This is a genomic window from Alishewanella jeotgali KCTC 22429 (assembly GCF_000245735.1).
GTDB lineage: Bacteria > Pseudomonadota > Gammaproteobacteria > Enterobacterales > Alteromonadaceae > Alishewanella > Alishewanella jeotgali.
Window position 1 is genome coordinate 59,325 of the sequence record NZ_AHTH01000049.1, and the last position, 17,005, is coordinate 76,329.

13 protein-coding genes are annotated in these 17,005 nt (G+C 52.3%); 7 read left to right on the top strand and 6 right to left on the bottom strand.

Going from position 1 to position 17,005, the window contains the following annotated elements:
• The first annotated feature begins 143 nt into the window (after positions 1-143).
• Positions 144-1,208, top strand: a complete 1,065-nt coding sequence (locus AJE_RS15425) for a sulfate/molybdate ABC transporter ATP-binding protein (protein WP_008607783.1) — start codon at positions 144-146, stop codon at positions 1,206-1,208.
• Positions 1,209-1,244: 36 nt separating this feature from the next.
• On the opposite strand, the gene AJE_RS15430 is transcribed toward AJE_RS15425, so the two are convergent.
• Positions 1,245-3,263 (bottom strand): cation:proton antiporter, encoded by a 2,019-nt coding sequence (locus AJE_RS15430; RefSeq protein WP_008951622.1) that lies wholly within the window; start codon positions 3,261-3,263, stop codon positions 1,245-1,247.
• Between the two features lie 216 nt (positions 3,264-3,479).
• On the opposite strand from AJE_RS15430, the gene AJE_RS15435 reads away from it, so the two are divergent.
• The 4 genes from AJE_RS15435 to AJE_RS15450 all read left to right on the top strand — a co-directional run bounded on the left by AJE_RS15435 (position 3,480) and on the right by AJE_RS15450 (position 8,080).
• Positions 3,480-4,064: a cytochrome b gene (locus tag AJE_RS15435; protein ID WP_008951623.1), complete on the top strand. Its 585-nt coding sequence runs from the start codon at positions 3,480-3,482 to the stop codon at positions 4,062-4,064.
• Between the two features lie 87 nt (positions 4,065-4,151).
• Positions 4,152-5,534 (top strand): ribonuclease J, encoded by a 1,383-nt coding sequence (locus AJE_RS15440; protein WP_008951624.1) that lies wholly within the window; start codon positions 4,152-4,154, stop codon positions 5,532-5,534.
• Positions 5,535-5,592: 58 nt separating this feature from the next.
• Positions 5,593-6,708, top strand: coding sequence for an N-acetylglucosamine-6-phosphate deacetylase (nagA, locus tag AJE_RS15445; RefSeq protein WP_008951625.1), 1,116 nt, complete (start codon positions 5,593-5,595; stop codon positions 6,706-6,708).
• 52 nt (positions 6,709-6,760) lie between these two features.
• A complete protein-coding gene (locus AJE_RS15450) occupies positions 6,761-8,080 on the top strand; it encodes a sugar MFS transporter (protein ID WP_008951626.1) in 1,320 nt (439 codons plus the stop codon).
• A gap of 9 nt (positions 8,081-8,089) precedes the next feature.
• Here the strand turns inward: AJE_RS15450 and nagB are convergent, their stop codons facing one another.
• Entirely contained in the window at positions 8,090-8,884 is a 795-nt protein-coding gene (gene nagB, locus AJE_RS15455) for a glucosamine-6-phosphate deaminase (RefSeq protein WP_008951627.1), read from the bottom strand.
• A 162-nt stretch (positions 8,885-9,046) separates the two neighbouring features.
• Here nagB and AJE_RS15460 point away from each other — a divergent pair, with 162 nt between their 5' ends.
• Positions 9,047-11,173: a hypothetical protein gene (locus AJE_RS15460; RefSeq protein WP_008951628.1), complete on the top strand. Its 2,127-nt coding sequence runs from the start codon at positions 9,047-9,049 to the stop codon at positions 11,171-11,173.
• Between the two features lie 88 nt (positions 11,174-11,261).
• On the opposite strand, the gene AJE_RS15465 is transcribed toward AJE_RS15460, so the two are convergent.
• Positions 11,262-12,209, bottom strand: coding sequence for a carbohydrate kinase family protein (locus AJE_RS15465; RefSeq protein WP_008951629.1), 948 nt, complete (start codon positions 12,207-12,209; stop codon positions 11,262-11,264).
• Positions 12,210-12,378: 169 nt separating this feature from the next.
• Here AJE_RS15465 and AJE_RS15470 point away from each other — a divergent pair, with 169 nt between their 5' ends.
• A complete protein-coding gene (locus AJE_RS15470; RefSeq protein WP_008951630.1) occupies positions 12,379-14,304 on the top strand; it encodes an amylosucrase in 1,926 nt (641 codons plus the stop codon).
• A 171-nt stretch (positions 14,305-14,475) separates the two neighbouring features.
• Here AJE_RS15470 and AJE_RS15475 read toward each other — a convergent pair whose 3' ends face one another.
• From AJE_RS15475 to AJE_RS15485, 3 genes are all read right to left on the bottom strand, one after another.
• Positions 14,476-14,757 carry a type II toxin-antitoxin system Phd/YefM family antitoxin gene (locus tag AJE_RS15475; RefSeq protein WP_008951631.1) on the bottom strand — a complete coding sequence of 94 codons (282 nt, stop codon included), beginning with the start codon at positions 14,755-14,757 and terminating at the stop codon, positions 14,476-14,478.
• 114 nt (positions 14,758-14,871) lie between these two features.
• Complete coding sequence (locus AJE_RS15480) at positions 14,872-15,477, bottom strand: hypothetical protein (RefSeq protein ID WP_237709378.1); 606 nt, start codon at positions 15,475-15,477, stop codon at positions 14,872-14,874.
• A gap of 146 nt (positions 15,478-15,623) precedes the next feature.
• Positions 15,624-16,850, bottom strand: a complete 1,227-nt coding sequence (locus AJE_RS15485) for an MFS transporter (RefSeq protein ID WP_008951633.1) — start codon at positions 16,848-16,850, stop codon at positions 15,624-15,626.
• Positions 16,851-17,005 lie beyond the last annotated feature (155 nt).

Sequence of the window (17,005 nt, forward strand, 5' to 3'; positions counted from 1 at the left end):
AACAGTAAGATGGAGCTATTTATTCCTTTTGGCTATATCAGCATTGAAAATGTGATTTTAAAGTTATCCAAAAGCATTGCTATGATCCAGATTAGATTTTCGGTGAAAAATAACACAGCTTTGCTTAAGCAAAGAGGACAGTCATGAGCATTTGTATTGAGCAGGTTCGGAAAAGCTTTGGCAATTTTGTGGCGCTGGACAACGTTAATTTAAATATAAAAACCGGTGAGCTTACCGCTTTACTGGGGCCATCCGGCTCGGGTAAAACCACCTTGCTGCGGATTATTGCCGGGCTGGAACAAGCGGACAGTGGCATTATCCGCTTTAATAGCGAAGATATTACCGGTCAGCATGTCTCCGAGCGCGGTGTCGGTTTTGTGTTTCAGCACTATGCGTTGTTTAAGCATATGACGGTGTTTGAAAACGTGGCGTACGGCTTAACGGTTAAACCAAAAAAATTCCGCCCCTCGAAGGCGGAGATCGCCAAAAAAGTGAACAATCTTCTGGAGTTAGTGCAGCTGGGCTGGACAGCCGATCGTTATCCGTCACAGCTCTCGGGCGGACAACGGCAGCGAATTGCGCTGGCCCGGGCTCTGGCAGTTGAACCGAAAATGTTATTGTTGGATGAACCGTTCGGTGCGCTGGATGCCAAGGTGCGCGCTGAGCTGCGCCGTTGGTTGCGCCGCTTGCATGATGAAATTCATGTCACCAGTGTTTTTGTTACCCACGATCAGGAAGAAGCGCTGGAAGTGGCTGATCGTATCGTGGTGATGAACAAAGGCCGCATTGAGCAGGAAGGTACGCCGGAGCAGGTGTATGACAACCCGGCCAATCCCTTTGTGTATGAGTTTTTAGGTAATGTAAATCTGTTTCATGCCCGGGTAAAACAAGGCCAGAGCAGTATCGGACAGTTAAGGGTGCCGTCACCGGAATATACCAACAGCGAAGAGCAAGACGGCCTGGCCTATGTGCGGCCGCATGAAATTGATGTCTTTAACCTGCCACAGCCCGATGCCATTAAAGTAAAACTGGATCTGGTGACCATTGTTGGTCCGTCAGTGCGGTTGGAAGTGCTGGCTGAATCCGATCAACAGCTGATTCACGTTGAACTGCCGAAAGAGCAGTTTAAGCAACTAAACCTGAAGCAGGGCGAACAAGCCTGGATCCTGCCACGTTATAGCAAGGTGTTTTTAGGGGAAGGGATCTAAGCGGGCTGGCAAAGCCCGCTATATTTTGCTGACAGGCTAGGCGATAGCGACGGTGGCAGTCACGATGGGATCTTGCCGTTCGGCCGGATAAATCACCAGCAAATTAGTGTGCGGCAGTGCCTGACTCAGCCTTTGCTGTAAACGGGGCAGATCAGCATCCCAGGCCAGACCACCCTGACGCACGCCGTAGAGCACCAGTAAGTCACCTGTCGGTGCCAGCTTATGCAGCTGATCGGGTAACAACTGATACTGCGGCGCGGTAATGTAACCACTGATATTGGCTTTATTCAGCGCGGCTTTGATAGCCGCGACCTGGTTATCCTGACAACAGAGCTGTACCGTCAGACTTAACTGTTGCGCCAGACGTTGCACCAACTCGCGCGCTTCAGCAAAGCCGGCCTCTTTTTCTGCATTCGGTGGAATAAGCCAGAATAAGCGTTGACCGTGTTGTAGTGGTGACAGCTGACGCTTCACCAGCAGTGTATAACCCGGATCGGCCAGCAAGCGGCTTAACATTGAACCAAATAGCAGCTCGGCGGTACTGCTGTGTTCGCTCCAGCCTACAATAACTTCAGTCGCATTCAGTTCCCGGCGGCTACGCAAAATACCATCACTGATATTCAGATCCAGCCGGGTTTTGGCCTGAGCCGGAATATTGGCGGCAGCCAGATAACTGACCGCCTGCTCCAGTCGACTGGCGGCTTGTTGTAACGGCAGGCTGTGGTCACGCTGCTCTTCTACCACTGTCATCGCGTACACAGGTTGACGGGCGCCCGGCGCGCGCAGCCATTTCGCCAACTGTAAAAAGGGTTCCATCTGTTGCTGCGGTGCCAGTGCTACCATAATCCGTTGCTCCGCCAGGCTTTCCTCGGGCTGCTGTTGGCTGCTAAGCGCAATTTTCCGGCCGTAGCGGTCAACCAGCCAGGGTGCCAAAAAGCAGGTAACCAAAATCATAAGAATGGCGCCATTTACCACCGCTTCATCAAACAAGCCAATTTCATAGCCGACCATGGTTGCGGCCAGTGTGGCGGCGGCCTGGGCCACGCTTAAGCCAAATACGACCCGCGCTTGCGGTTTGCTGTAGCCCAAAAATAGCCGGCACAGCTCCGCAGCGGCCCATTTGGTTAAAATCACTGTGGCGACCATAGCAAAGGCTATTACCCAGGCACGAAGGCTGGCGAAGAAAATCCCGACATCCAGCAGCATACCAACCGATAACAAAAAGAATGGGATAAATATCGCTTCACCGGTAAATTGCAGCCGGTTCATCAGGGTGCTGTTATGCGGAATAATACGGTTAAGGGCTAACCCGGCTAAAAAGGCACCGATAATCGGCTCAGCACCGGCCAGATGTGAGAAGCTGGCGCAGATAAAGACCGTCGCCAATACAAACACAAACTCCGCCACGCCATCGCCGCCGACACTGCGAAAGAACCAGCGTGCCAGCCTGGGTAATAACACTAAGATCAGCAGGATATACAGGCTTAAACTTATGCCAAGTTGCAGCCAGTAATGCTCGCTAAGCTCGCCTTTGGCCATGGTTGCAATCACTGCCAGTACCAAGAGAGCCAGGGTGTCGGTAATAATAGTACCGCCAACGGCAGTCGTTACGGCCGGGTTGCGGCTAATGCCTAAGCGGCTGGCGATAGGATAGGCCAGCAACGTATGAGAGGCGAACATACTGGCCAGCAGTATTGCGGCCAGCCAGTCAAAGCCAAGCAATAAGCCAACGGCAGTGCCGGTTGCCTGCGGGATGGCAAAGGTGAATAGACCAAACAGCAAGGTATGCGATTTGGAGCGTTTTAATTGCTGCATATCAATCTCTAGTGCAGCAATAAACATAATATACAGCAAGCCAACGGTGCCAAAGAGCACAAAAGACTGATCACGGGCCAGCACATTCAGCGCATTGGGGCCAAGCAGGGCACCGGCGAAGAGTAAACCCAGCATACCGGGTAAGCGGTAGCGCGCTAATAGAATAGGGCAAATCAGGATCAGGCTGGCCACAATCGCAAACACAACAACCGGATTGGCTATAGGAAACAACTCAGACATCTGTCCGTTATCCTTCAAACTACGGTAAAAATAGCAGTGGCTAGTGTAATCAAAGTTCATGGCGCCTGATAGCGTTGATTACACCTTGCTGAGCGCTTTTGCCTGACGTTATTCGAATTTCTGCAACAAAGTGAGCAACTAATACTGTTGTTGCCAGTGCACTAGGGCGTCAAACTAGGCTAATAGTTTGGTTAACAAAGGCTACTGGATTTCGTTATGCTAAAAAACTCCCCAACTCACTATGGCAAGGTTGCCCGCGCGCTGCATTGGCTGACGGCACTGCTGTTTTTACTGGCCTATGTCGCAGTGTATTACCGGCAATGGTTTACTGAGGCCCGGACGCCGGAGAACTGGACCGCACTGCAGCTGCATTTATCCTTTGGCGTGACTATCGCGGTGCTGGTAGTGCTGCGGCTCTACTGGCGGCTGACTAATGTTCAGCCTGAGGCTGAGCCGGGTTCGGCGCTGATGCAAAAGGCTGCGCATCTGGGGCATCTGGTATTGTATGGCGTGCTGATTGTGATGCCATTGACCGGCTATTTAGGTACCGGCGTGGCAACCGAGTTTTTCTTTTTATTTGAGATCCCGAAATTTGCCGATACCTGGTTGTTTCAGACGCTGGTTGCGGATGGTATGGGCCTGAGTTTTGAGCAATTTGAAGCGCCGATGGATTTTATTCACAAGCAGGGCGGAGCTTATCTGGTGTGGCTATTGATTTTGGGGCATGCCGCGGCCGCGCTTTACCATCACTATCATTTAAAAGATCGCACGCTGCTAAAAATGTTGCCACCCCGTCGCTGATAGCGGAAATGTCTGCTGGGTCTGTGAACGTGAATGGCGTATCATACGTAGCACTTAGCAGTTGATAGTAGTGTAATACGAGGTGACATGGCCAGCCGTTCGAGCGCTGAAATGACCTTAGCCGGCGAGCAGGATCTCTGGTTTTTGCCGCTTGGCGGTTGCGGCGAAATTGGGATGAACCTGAATTTATACGGTCATGCCGGGCGCTGGTTAATGGTGGATTGCGGTGTCACCTTTTATAATCCGCTGCAGCCGCAGACACAGCCACCGCAGCTCACGGCTGAAGTGCAGGCCGCCGATCCCAGCTTTATTGCCGCACAACGCGAAAATCTGTGCGGCATTATTATTACCCATGCCCACGAAGATCATATTGGTGCCTTGCCGTATTTATGGCCGCGCTTGCAAGCGCCGGTGTATTGCACCCCCTTTGCCGCCGAGGTGCTGCGCCGTAAACTGGCGCGTACCGACCTTATTGAGCAGATGCCCATTATTGAAATCCCGCCCGGCGGTACCTGTCAGATCGGGCCTTTTCTCGTCAATTGGCTAAATATCACCCACTCGATCCCGGAATGTCAGGCACTGTTAATCAGCACCCCGGCCGGCAAGGTGTTTCATACCGCCGACTGGAAAATGGATCCGGCACCTATGCTGGGCCGGCCGTTCAAACCGCAGGTATTTAAACGGCTGGCAGCGCAAGGTATTACTGCTATGGTCTGTGATTCAACCAATGCACTAAAAAGTGGCTTTTCGTTGTCGGAAACCGCTTGCTTTCATGCGCTGCGTGAGGTGGTCAGTCAGGCACCGAAGCGCGTATTGGTAACCGGTTTTAGCAGTAATATCGGCCGCTTAATTAGCCTGGGGCGCATTGCCCAGCAAACCGGCCGTTACCTGGCACTGTTCGGTCGGGCGATGGAGAATATGGTCGGTGCGGCGCGTGCCTGCGGTTATTGGCCGGATGATCTGCCGCTGATTGATAACGCCCATATTGGTTTTTTGCCAGCGGAAGAAGTGCTGGTCGCAGCAACCGGCAGCCAGGGCGAGCCCAGAGCCGCCCTGAGTAAACTGGCTGAAGATCGTCATCCTCAGCTGCTGCTGGCAAAAGATGACTTAGTTATTTTCAGTGCCAATCTGATCCCCGGTAATGAGATGCTGGTCAGCCGGTTGGTGGACAAACTGAAAGCCAAACAGCTGCAAGTGTTGCAGGCGGCGGATACCTTATTGCCAATCCATGTCTCTGGCCATCCGAATCAGGGGGAATTGGCTGAGATGTATCAGGCGGTAAAACCGGCCGTGGCGATACCGGTCCATGGCGAAGCTGCGCATATGCAAGCCAATGCTGCCATTGCCCGCGAGGTTGGGGTGCCGCAACAACTGCAGGGGCAAAACGGTGATCTGTTTGTGTTGGCACCACAACCGCGCCTGTGGTCTGGGTTTGTGAAAGCGGGACGGGTCCCCATCGCGAATACTTGAGCTTTTCGCGCATAGGCGTTAGTTTAGATGGCATAACGTCTTTCCTTACAGGTTCTTTATGCAGCAAGTGTTTAGCGCTGCCCAATTTTTTGATGGTTTTGTCTGGCAGTCAAATGTCGAGTTGTTGATTGAAAACGGTCGTATTGCAGACATCCGACCCTGTCGTGATACGCCACAGGCAACCTATTTGGTGCCGGGGTTTATCGATTTACAGGTGAATGGCGGTGGCGGCGTGCTGTTTAATAACGCACCGACGATTGACACGCTTCGCCGGATGCGACAAGCCCATAGCCGTTTTGGTACCACGGCACTGCTGCCAACCCTGATCACCGACCAACTGGCGGTGATGCAGCAAAGTGCCGATGTGATTGCCGCAGCCATTGCTGCTGGTGAGCCAGGCATTTTGGGAATTCATTTCGAAGGGCCGCATTTATCGGCACCGAAAAAAGGTGTGCATCCGCTGCAACATATCCGGCCGTTGGCAGAGGCAGAGATGCAGCTGTATCTGCGCCGTGATCTTGGGTGTGTCTTGGTTACGCTGGCGCCGGAAAATGTGACGCCAGAGCAAATTCAACGTTTAACCGCCGCCGGTGTTAAAGTTTGGCTTGGCCACTCTAATGCCTGTGCCGCGCAGGTACAGCAAGCCCTCGCTGCCGGCGCGCAGGGCTTTACTCATTTATATAATGCAATGTCGCCACTAACTTCGCGTGAGCCCGGCATGGTGGGCGTTGCGCTAACCGACAGTCAAAGCTGGTGTGGCTTGATTCTGGACGGTTTACATTTGCATCCGTTAGCTGCAAAGCTGGCAGTAATAGCAAAACCCCGCGGCAAGGTGCTGTTAGTCACAGATGCGATGTCTCCGGTTGGCACCGACGAGACCGAATTTGATTTCTTTGCCGGTAAGGTAACCCGCCAGGGTAATAAGTTGACTGACAGTAGCGGCGCACTGGCAGGCTCAGTGCTGGATATGGCGGCCGCCGTGCGTTATGCAGTGAATACTTTACAGCTTGACCTTGCTGAAAGTCTGCGCATGGCAGCCTTATATCCGGCGCAGGCGCTGGGGCTGACTGACCGCGGCCAGGCACAACCCGGCCATAGGGCTGATCTGGTGCAATTGAACGCGCAGCTACAGGTACAACAATGCTGGATTAACGGCGAAGCGCAACTGGGTTAAGCCGGTAATCTAAGCCGGTAACGACAATAAAAATAACAATAAGGAGCCGAAGATGCCCAACACTCCAACCACGCCAGCACCCAAGGTGTTGGTGCCAATGCTGATTCTGGCGGTGCTGTTTTTTCTGTTCGGTTTTGTGACCTGGCTTAATGGTGCACTTATTCCATTTTTGCAGATTGTCTGTCAGTTAAACGAATTTCAGGCACTGTTGGTGACCTTTGTGTTTTATATCGCTTACACCGTCATGGCGATCCCGATGTCGTTTTTACTGAACTATCTGGGGTACAAAAAGGGCATGCTGGCTGGCTTACTGATTATGGCCTTTGGCGCCTTGCTGTTTATTCCGGCAGCGAAAATAGCGGCTTACCCACTGTTTTTGTTGGCGTTATTTATGCTGGGTACTGGCCTGACGATTTTGCAAACCGCAACTAACCCCTATTTGGTTTGTATAGGGCCGCGCGACAGTGCTGCGATGCGGATCAGTGTTATGGGTTTGGTTAACAAAGCTGCCGGTATAGTAGTGCCGATGGTATTTGCCACCCTGGTGCTGACCAATATTGAACAATATAGTGCTGACGCGCTGGCGCTATTGCCTGCGGCAGAGCAGCAGGTGCAGCTGGCGGAGTTATCGAATCGGTTAGTGCTGCCGTACATCTATATGACGTTGATGCTGTTGCTGTTATCGGTATTCATCTGGTTTGCGCCCTTACCCGAGTTGCCCGATCAGCAAAATGATCGTGGTATTGAGTTGCGGGCCGTAAAAGCAGTACTGGCCTATCCGCAGTTGGTGCTGGGTGTATTAGCGCTGTTTTGTTACGTCGGCGTCGAAGTGATTGCTGGCGATACGATCGGGCTCTATGGTAAGCAACTGGGCGTAGCACATTTTGGTGTGCTGACCTCTTATACCATGGGTTTTATGGTGTTGGGTTACCTCCTTGGCGTATTACTAATCCCGCGCTACCTGTCACAAGGCCGTGCTCTGCAGTTGTCGGCGGTCGCGGGCGTCTTGCTCAGTTTAGGTGTCCTGTTTGGCGCAACCGAGAGTCAGCAATTATCAGCCTGGTTATTTGGTTGGTTGGGTATTCCGCTGGTGCCGGATACCGTGGTGTTCGTTGCCTTACTGGGGTTGGCCAATGCGTTGGTATGGCCGGCGGTTTGGCCCTTGGCGCTGGAAGGCCTCGGGAAGTTAACCGCTACCGGCTCAGCCTTGCTGATAATGGGTATTGCCGGTGGCGCGGTTTTACCACTAAGTTATGGTTATCTGGCCGAACTGTCCGGCAATAGCCAGGGTGCGTACTGGATTCTCATTCCAGCCTATCTTTATATCTTATTTTATGCGATGAAAGGCCATAAGCTACGACGCTGGTCATAACAACGGCGGCTAATCACGATTCAGGCGGCGCAACAGGGCCGCGTTTTCCTGTTCAATATGGCGGTAAAATGCCAGTTGCTCTAAGTCACTGGCGGCTTCCTCATCCAGTACTACTGTAGCCTGCTGGTGCAGCTGTAAAGCTGATGCCGGACAGCTGGCACTCAGTGGCCCCTCTACCATCGCTTTTAATGCCTTAGCTTTAGCTTTACCCGTTGCCAGTAACAGCACTTTGCGAGCATCCAGAATGGTGCCGATGCCCATAGTGATTGATAGATGTGGTTGATATTCACCGGGCGCAAAGAAACGGGCATTATCGGCGATGGTTTGCTGTGTTAGGGTTTTAATCCTGGTGCGTGAACGCAATCCGGACGAGGGCTCGTTAAAGCCAATATGGCCATTACGACCAATGCCCAGCAGCTGTATATCGATACCACCTGCGGCCATGATTTTTTGCTCATACTGCTCGCAGGCAAGTAACGGATCTGCGGCGTCACCCTCTGGCACTGCGGTATTTTCTGGCTGAATATCAATGTGATTAAATAAGTGGTGTTGCATAAAATAGCGGTAGCTTTGTGGATGCGTTGCCGCTAAACCAATATATTCATCCAGATTAAAGGTTTTAACGGCCTGAAATGACACCTCGCCATGCTGATAGGCAGTAATTAATTGTTGATACAGCAGAATGGGTGTCGCACCTGTCGCCAGCCCCAGCACAGAGGCAGGGTGTTGCCTGATTTGCCGGATAATTGCAGCGGCACCATAACGGGCCACAGCTTGTGCATCTGGTTGAATAACGATCTGCACCCTGATACTCCTGTCAACAAATTTGACTTAGCCTACCATAAAACCGTTGTGAAAAACGGCGTTTGACATCTGCTGATCTGGCTGTTTTTTCTTTAGTTATTGGCAACTTTGCCTCAGCTGGCATATGCTGAGAGCGAAAATAACACTTCACGGAGAGAAACCTTGACTGCTGCAACCAAACCCCATCAATGGCGTTTCTTCCGCTCCGGCGGTTTTGATCAAGTCGCGATTGAAACTGCAGGTGATTTACTGCATCTGCACGAACTCGATCCTAAGCTATGGACTGTACTTAATTGCCCAACTACCGGCCTGGAATTTGACGACCGTACCCTGGCGCTAATGGATGGTGACGGCGACGGCCAAATCCGGGTACCGGAGATCCTGTCGGCAGTGCGTTGGAGTTGCCAGCGCCTGACGGATGCTAGCATTATGTTTGCACCACCTGGCTTGCCGCTTGCTGCGATTGCTGATCAGGACGCCGAAGGTGCCGGCATTAAACATGCCGCCGAACTGGTACTGCGCTATAGCGATAAAACAGCTGAGCAGAGCCTGCAGGTGGAGGATGTGCTGGATACAACACGGTTATTCTCGGCTGATCACTTTAATGGCGATGGCGTGATTATGCCGGAGCTGACTACAGATGAAAGCTTACAATCGGTGCTGCTGCAGATCGTCGAAACTCAGGGTGGGGTTGCCGACCGCAGTGGCGGTCTTGGTGTGACTCAGGATACCTTATCGGCATTTTTTGAGCAGGCCGAAGCGGTAGTTAACTGGCACGCGGCTTTTACGGCAGAGCAGAATCAGCTTTGTCCGCTGGCCGATTCCACTGCCGATGCCGTTGCCGCTTTTGAAGCGGTTAAAGCGAAAGTTGATGATTATTTTGTACGTTGTCAATTGGCCGCCTTTGATCAGCGCGCTGCCGATACCTTAAATCCGTCTGCTTCGGTTTATGAAGTGCTGGCTAACCGCGTGGTAGCTGATGCTGATGCCGAGATAGCGGCTTTACCATTGTCTGCCATTGCGGCGGAGCGCCCTCTGGACTTAAGTCTTGGTATTAACCCAGCTTGGGCTTGCGCTATCGCCACGTTAAAAGACAAAGTGCTGACTCCGTTACTGGGGGCTGATTATGAAGTGCTGACTGCGGCTGACTGGCAACAGGTTTCTGCCAGGTTGGCAGCCTGGCGTAGCTGGCAGGCGGCGAAACCGGATACCGCCCTCCATAGTCTGGAACTGGAATATCTGCAACAACTGGTTGCCGGTGACGTAAAAAACCGGCTGGAAGCATTGATTAATGACGATCTTGCCGCCAGTACTTTTGCCGATCATCTGTTAGCCTTGGAAAAGTTACTGCGTTATCAGCGGGATCTGGTGACCTTGCTACGTAACTTTGTCAGCCTCAGTGATTTTTATCAGGGCGAACACAAAGCCATTTTCCAGGCTGGTACCCTGTATCTGGATCAGCGCAGCTGTGAGCTGGTGATGCAGGTTGCCGATCAAGGCCGGCACGCCACTATGGCCCCCTTTAGTGGTTGCTACCTGGTATATTGTAGCTGTATGCGTCAGGGCGAAGCGCCGATTAATATCGTCGCGGCGCTAACCGGTGGCGATGTCGATGAGCTGATGGTTGCCGGGCGTAACGGCATCTTCTATGACCGCAAGGGCCGTGACTGGCGAGCAACAGTGACTAAAGTGGTGGCGCAACCGGTTAGTATCCGCCAGGCATTCTGGTCGCCCTATAAGCGGGTTGCTGCCTTTATCGAAGGTCAGATCCAGAAATTTGCCGCTTCCCGCGATAAGGATATCGAAACCCAAACTACCAGTGGCGTGGCTGATGCGGCTGCTGCACCGGCAACGGCGCCAAGCAGCTTTGATATTGCCAAATTCGCCGGTATTTTTGCTGCCTTTGGTCTGGCGTTAGGTGCCTTAGGTACTGCACTGGCCGCGATCGTAGCGGGCTTGTTTTCGCTTAGCTGGTGGCAAGTCCCGCTGGTACTACTCGGGGTAATGCTGCTGATCTCAACACCGTCGATGCTGCTGGCCTATTTAACATTACGCCGGCGCAATATCGGCCCCTTACTGGATGCCAATGGTTGGGCAGTGAATGCCCGGGCGAAAATTAACGTGCCTTTTGGCGCCTCCTTGACCGGATTAGCGCATTTGCCGAAGGGCGCTAAACGTTCACTCAATGATCCCTTTGCCGAGAAAAAACGGCCCTGGGGTCAATATCTGATAATACTGATTGTTTGTATTATCGCCGCCTGGTATGGCTATCAACACGGTTTAAGCTAACCGCATTAGCTGATATCAGTGAAAAGGGCTGTCATTAACAGCCCTTTTTTACACTGGTCAAAACACCAGCACGGCTGACTAACGAAGGCTAGCTGGCATCCCATTCAAAGCGGGTGGGCAGGGCGGTAAAGGCCCCAAAATGCTGACAGGTAAGGGAGCCGGCTTTAATGGCTTTTTGTAATATCAGTTGCTGTAACACCTGATCGGCCAATAGACTTTGCCAGTCTTGATAGATAAGAGTTTGGCTAAGCTGATATAACCAGGCACCGACAAAGGCGTCGCCGGCGGCAGTAGTATCGACCACTTTTACCGGTTGCACCGGGATGCTCAGATTAAGCTTGCTATAACTCTGCACGGCTGCGCTACCGGCGGTAACCACTATCCAGCGCTGCTTCTTCGCATTTAACGCGTTTAGCCAGTCGTGCTCGTCGCCAGCCCCGGCCAGATAACGCAGTTCATCGTCACTGAGTTTAATGATATCGGCCTGTTGTAGCAGTTGTTGCACCAGCTCGCGGTTGGCGTGCCCGGTTGGCCAGAGGTTATGCCGCAAATTGGCATCGATAGAAATTAACCAGCCGTGGCGTTTGGCTTCGGCTACCAGTGCAAAACTGGTATCGGCAATGGCGCTATCGGTCAGGCTATTCGAGCATAAATGCAAAATAGCCTGCTGCTGCCAGAAATCTGCCGGCAGATGGCTGAGCCTATACAACAAATCTGCTGCCGGTGGCCGGTAAAATGAAAAGCTGCGATCGCCGTCGGCATTGAGCGCAACAAAGGCCAGCGCTGTTTTTGCCTCTGCCGTGCGGGCACAGGCGCCGACATTAACGCCATAATGTTCAAGCTCGGCTTGCAGAAAATCCCCGAACATATCGGCCCCCAGCATGCCGACAAAGCGGCCATCGCCACCCAGTTTCGCTACGGCTACAGCGACATTTGCCGGTGCACCGCCGGCGAAGCGGCGAAAGACACCGGCTTGTTGTGGATCCTGTAAGAAGTCAATTAAGACTTCGCCAAAACAATAGACTGGTAGTGACATTATGGTACCCGTAAAGATTTAACTTAAATGTTTAAGTTTAAGCTAGCCTATTCGCCTGCTGTTGTAAATTGGACGCTGGCTAAAATTGCTTAAATTTTTAGCAAAAGCTTGCAATGCGGCAAAAATAAAGCAAAGATAGCGAATAAAACTTTGGTTTGGACCCTTGATTATGCCACAGTATCTGACCCGCTCCATGACAGCTGATCCTGCACAATTAGCGCATTTTTCTGATATTTTACTTAAACGTTATAGCTCGTCACTAAAAACACTGGCGAAAGGGCGCTGGCCGCTGCTGGCGGAGCGCTTACAGCAGCAGTTACCGGCTTTGCTGGCATTGTATCTGCCGCTTTATGGTGCACGCTTTGATGCCTATTATCATTTGGAGCAGCTGCTAAAAATTCTGGCTAAAGCCATAGCGCAGCGGCCAGATTATCTGCTGGCGGAAGATGCTGCGCCGCAAGATTGGCATCAATCGGAGCAGGCGCTTGGCTCGGCCTGTTATGTCGATCTGTTTGCCGGCGATTTTCAGGGGTTAAAGCAGCGTATTCCGTATTTACAGCAAACCGGGATTAATTATCTGCATCTGATGCCGCTGTTTAAAGCGCCCGAGCCAAATAGCGATGGCGGCTATGCGGTATCAGATTACCGCGCCACCATGCCTAAGCTGGGCACTATGACTGAGCTGGCAGATCTGATGCAGTCGCTGCATCAGCATGGCATCAGACCGGTGCTGGACTTTGTGTTTAACCATACCTCAGATGAGCACCGCTGGGCGCAAAAAGCCAAAGCGGGCGACACAGAGTACCAGGATTATTACTTCTTTTTTGATGAAGCGGAACGCGATCGCTATGCGCCTTATCTACGGGAAATTTTTCCGGAAATCCGCCGCGGTTGTTTTACGCGGGAAGCCAATTCCGGGCACTGGGTCTGGACCACCTTTAACAGTTTCCAGTGGGATCTGAATTACGCTAACCCGGCGGTATTTAATGCGATGGCGGAAGAAATGCTATTTTTGGCCAATCAGGGTGCTGCCGTACTGCGCCTGGATGCATTAGCCTTTGTCTGGAAAGAGGCCGGCACTAACTGCGAAAACCTGCCGTTGGCACACACCTTGATCCGCGCCTTTAATCAGGTGGCACGGCTAGCGGCGCCGGCGCTGCAGTTTAAATCAGAAGCCATAGTGCATCCGGATGAGGTGGTAAAATATATCGCCCCGGAGGAGTGTCAGCTGTCATACAACCCGTTGCTAATGGCTTTACTGTGGAATAGTCTGGCGACCCGTAAAACCCGCCTGCTGACCGAGTCGTTACAGCGGCGCTTTGCGATTGACCCGCATTGTAGCTGGGTTAACTATATCCGTTGTCATGATGATATCGGCTGGACCTTTGACGATAATGTCGCCTGGCAGCTGGGGATTAACCCGGAGCATCACCGGCAATTTTTAAATCAGTTCTATACCGGGCAATTTGCCGGTAGCTTTGCCAGCGGGGTGCCGTTTCAGCAAAATCCGCAAACCGGCGATTGCCGCGTTGCCGGCATGCTGGCGTCATTGACCGGCGTTGAGCAGGCTCTGAAAACCGGTAATACGGTGCATTTACAGCATGCGTTGGCCCGTATTTACCTGCTTAATAGCGTGATCCTGAGTATCGGCGGTTTGCCGCTGCTGTATATGGGCGATGAGCTGGGCCTGTTAAATGATTACAGCTATCAGCAGGATGCAGCGAAAAAAGATGACAGCCGCTGGGTGAACCGGGTGGCGGTTAACGAGCAGCAGCTTGAAAGCGCCACCGACAGTACTAAGCTGTCCGGTAAAATTTATCAGCAACTGCAGCAGCTGCTGGGCGTAAGGCGGCACTTGCCGCTACTGGGGCAGGGCAAAACCGAAATTCTGGCCAGCGCCAATCCGCATCTGTTTAGCTATCGTCGTTATCAGGATCAGCAAAGTTTGCTGTGTGTGGTCAATTTTAGCGAACACAGTCAGACGCTGGCGATGCCGGCCAGCAGCCAGTGGCGGGATGAGTTAAGCGGTAACATGTATCAGGGCGCCCGGCTTGAGCTGCAGCCTTATCAGGTACTGTGGTTAACGGCACTGTAAGTTGGGCACAAGGCTTATTCTTTTCTTACACCGCGCTTAAGGGCGCGGCGCTTGCCAAAAGATATTCAAATCAACGACAAACCTATTTGTTTGCTGCGACAGGATTATCCGCGGCGATAAATTCTGCCGCGTCACCAAGTTTTTGTAACGCTAGAGGTGACCAAACTACTTTCATTTTTCCAGACGGCGCAGTATTTGGGAGCGCGCATCTTCACTCGATATACCCATACCTGCAGCTAGCTGCACTTCTGCAGCACGCATTTCTTCAAGTAATTCGATTTTTTCTTGCATGGCTTCGTACTCAGCAACATCGAGAACAACGGCGACACCTTTACCACGCTGTGTAATAACCAGTGGGCGACGAGTTTCATTGATTTGCTTGATAAAAGATGCGACGCCCGCACGGAACTCAGACAAGGGTCGAATATCTTGATCAAGGTGAATACGGCTCATACTGAACTCCACTTAGTACAAATTAACGTACAAATAATAGTCTCACAGAACGTTCAGAGCAAGGAATCGATTTAATATTAAGTTTGCTTGAGTTTGCGTAAGTAGGCTTGGCAATTAATTGGCGCTAACCCGCCAGCCTTGTTCGGCTTTGCTGATGCATTTGGGGTTACCTTCTGCCACCAGCGACTCGGCAAAGAACCATTCTTTAAACAGTTGCCAATTGGGCGTGATCGGACTTTGGCACTGGCCATTGGCTGTTTCGGCAAAGCGCTCTTCGCTGCAAGGCGGCACCTCGGGTAGCTGGCCGCGGTAGGCATAGGCATAAACCGCCTGACAATGTTCGGTCAGATAGGTATTAAACACCACCAGCCAGCCTTGCTGATAGCGCACTATACTAAAGCTGGGCAGGTTATTGGCCACCGCAGTGGCAATGATCTCAGGCGCTTCTGCCTCGGCCAGTAACTGCAGCTCGCCCTGTTGTTCCCCCTCAGTCAGGCGCTGGCGGATCTGGATCCGTTCGCCGCGCCGCCAGGCGAAACCATCATAGGTAGTGTTATCTGCGGCTGCGATCAACGCATCCAGACCCCGTTCGTTACGTTTAACTTCCTGTTGAATGCTGCGCGCGATCTGCTCGGCTTCGGTCAGGGTTTTAAATTGATCGCAACCCGCAACAAACAGGCTGGCAAGTAGCAGAATAGTAGCAAAGGGTCTGGACATCATATCTACCTGATCAGAGTAATAGCGCGGCGCTACCTTACTGCAAGGTCGGGAGCCTTGCAACTTGGTGCTGGCTTTAGCAATAAAAAAAGCCCCGTTAAAGCGGGGCAACAGCACGAGAGAAAATCAATAATAGCGGTTATTACGCCTTAGTCGGACATCGCCTGTAATTGAGCCTCAGCCGGATTAAACAGATGGTTCCACCACATTGCCGCTGCCAGCAGCAGCGCAAAGCCGGTAGCCAGATAAAAGCCGTAGCGTACGTCGCCAAACCAGTCGCCGACTATACCCATCAATAGTGGCCCCAGCGCGGCCGCCAGAGCGGTAAAGGCCAGGATCAGGCCTGCCGCTGCGCCATGTTGTTTGCGTGGGAAACAGCTGATGCCTTTAGAGTTCAGCGTAGGGTACATCATCGACATAAACAGGCCGGATAAGGGCATCAACCACAGCGCCCAGGCTACGCCATGCCACATACTAAGGACAAAACACAGCGCGATAACACTGCTAAACCAGGCCAGCAGAATGGTCCAGCTAAAGCGGGTCAGTAACCATTCCGCAAGAAAGCGGCCGATAGTCCGCAAAATAAAGAATACGGTAATGGCATGTGCGGCCAGTAAGGTCCACTGACCCTCATATTGCTGTAACAGAGTAGGTAACCAGACAAAGACCGCCACTTCAGTTGCGACATAGCAGGCAATGGCCAGCGAGAAGCCCAGCGCATAAGGATTTTTCACCAGAGCCAGAGTTTGCCAGATCGAGGCTTTAGGCTGTGGTGAGTAAAGCGGATAGTCCATGCGGTAGGCAATCAACAGTAACAGCGCACAAATAAAGCCGGCCACAAAATACAGCTGCTCCCAGGCCATATCAAACATCAGCAGGATCGCAACCAGGGCCGGGCCAACGATGGCGCCCAGGCCAAAGAAACCCTCAACCCGGTTCATCAGCCGGGTATGGCTGGCAGAATTCGGGCTGATATCGCCAATCAGTGCCAGGGCGCCAGTTTTAAATAAACCGATACTCAGGCCACATAGCCCCAACAATAAGTTATAAAAGTAAAAACTCTGCCCCAGCGCAAAGGCAAAGCAGGCCAGGGAGTAGATCAGTAAGCCAAACAGAATAATTTTCTTCCGGCCAAGCTGGTCGGCCAGTTGGCCCAGGAATAGACCGGATAAACCGATAAAAATCATCGGCACGTAATGAAAGGCGGCTGCTTGCGTCAGGCTAAGGTCAAACTGCTTGACCACTTCGGGAATAATCACCCCCACGGCATCCGTGGTCATGGCGAAGACGAAGAACATCAGGCAGGTCATCCATTTAACCTGGGTATAGGTGTGCGTCGGCACGGCGGTTGCCGCTGCGCTGCTGAGCTGTTGCATAGTCTAACCCTGTCTTATCGCTGTCGTAAGTGCAGCGTTTTATTAGTGTGGCAGTCTGCGCTATGCGCAGCTGGCCTTAGCCGCAGGTAGCATCAGTGGCTCAGGGGACTGCTTATCAGCAGACACTGGCCATTTACGCTAACCCCGCTATATTC

Bases quoted from the DNA above. Each gene is read 5' to 3' on its own strand.
- AJE_RS15485 (WP_008951633.1), bottom strand. From the start codon at position 16,850: ATGCAACAGCTCAGCAGCGCAGCGGCAACCGCCGTGCCGACGCACACC.
- AJE_RS15425 (WP_008607783.1), top strand. From the start codon at position 144: ATGAGCATTTGTATTGAGCAGGTTCGGAAAAGCTTTGGCAATTTTGTG.
- AJE_RS15450 (WP_008951626.1), top strand. From the start codon at position 6,761: ATGCCCAACACTCCAACCACGCCAGCACCCAAGGTGTTGGTGCCAATG.
- AJE_RS15475 (WP_008951631.1), bottom strand. From the start codon at position 14,757: ATGAGCCGTATTCACCTTGATCAAGATATTCGACCCTTGTCTGAGTTC.
- AJE_RS15430 (WP_008951622.1), bottom strand. From the start codon at position 3,263: ATGTCTGAGTTGTTTCCTATAGCCAATCCGGTTGTTGTGTTTGCGATT.
- AJE_RS15435 (WP_008951623.1), top strand. From the start codon at position 3,480: ATGCTAAAAAACTCCCCAACTCACTATGGCAAGGTTGCCCGCGCGCTG.
- AJE_RS15470 (WP_008951630.1), top strand. From the start codon at position 12,379: ATGCCACAGTATCTGACCCGCTCCATGACAGCTGATCCTGCACAATTA.
- AJE_RS15480 (WP_237709378.1), bottom strand. From the start codon at position 15,477: ATGATGTCCAGACCCTTTGCTACTATTCTGCTACTTGCCAGCCTGTTT.
- AJE_RS15465 (WP_008951629.1), bottom strand. From the start codon at position 12,209: ATGTCACTACCAGTCTATTGTTTTGGCGAAGTCTTAATTGACTTCTTA.
- AJE_RS15440 (WP_008951624.1), top strand. From the start codon at position 4,152: ATGGCCAGCCGTTCGAGCGCTGAAATGACCTTAGCCGGCGAGCAGGAT.
- nagA (WP_008951625.1), top strand. From the start codon at position 5,593: ATGCAGCAAGTGTTTAGCGCTGCCCAATTTTTTGATGGTTTTGTCTGG.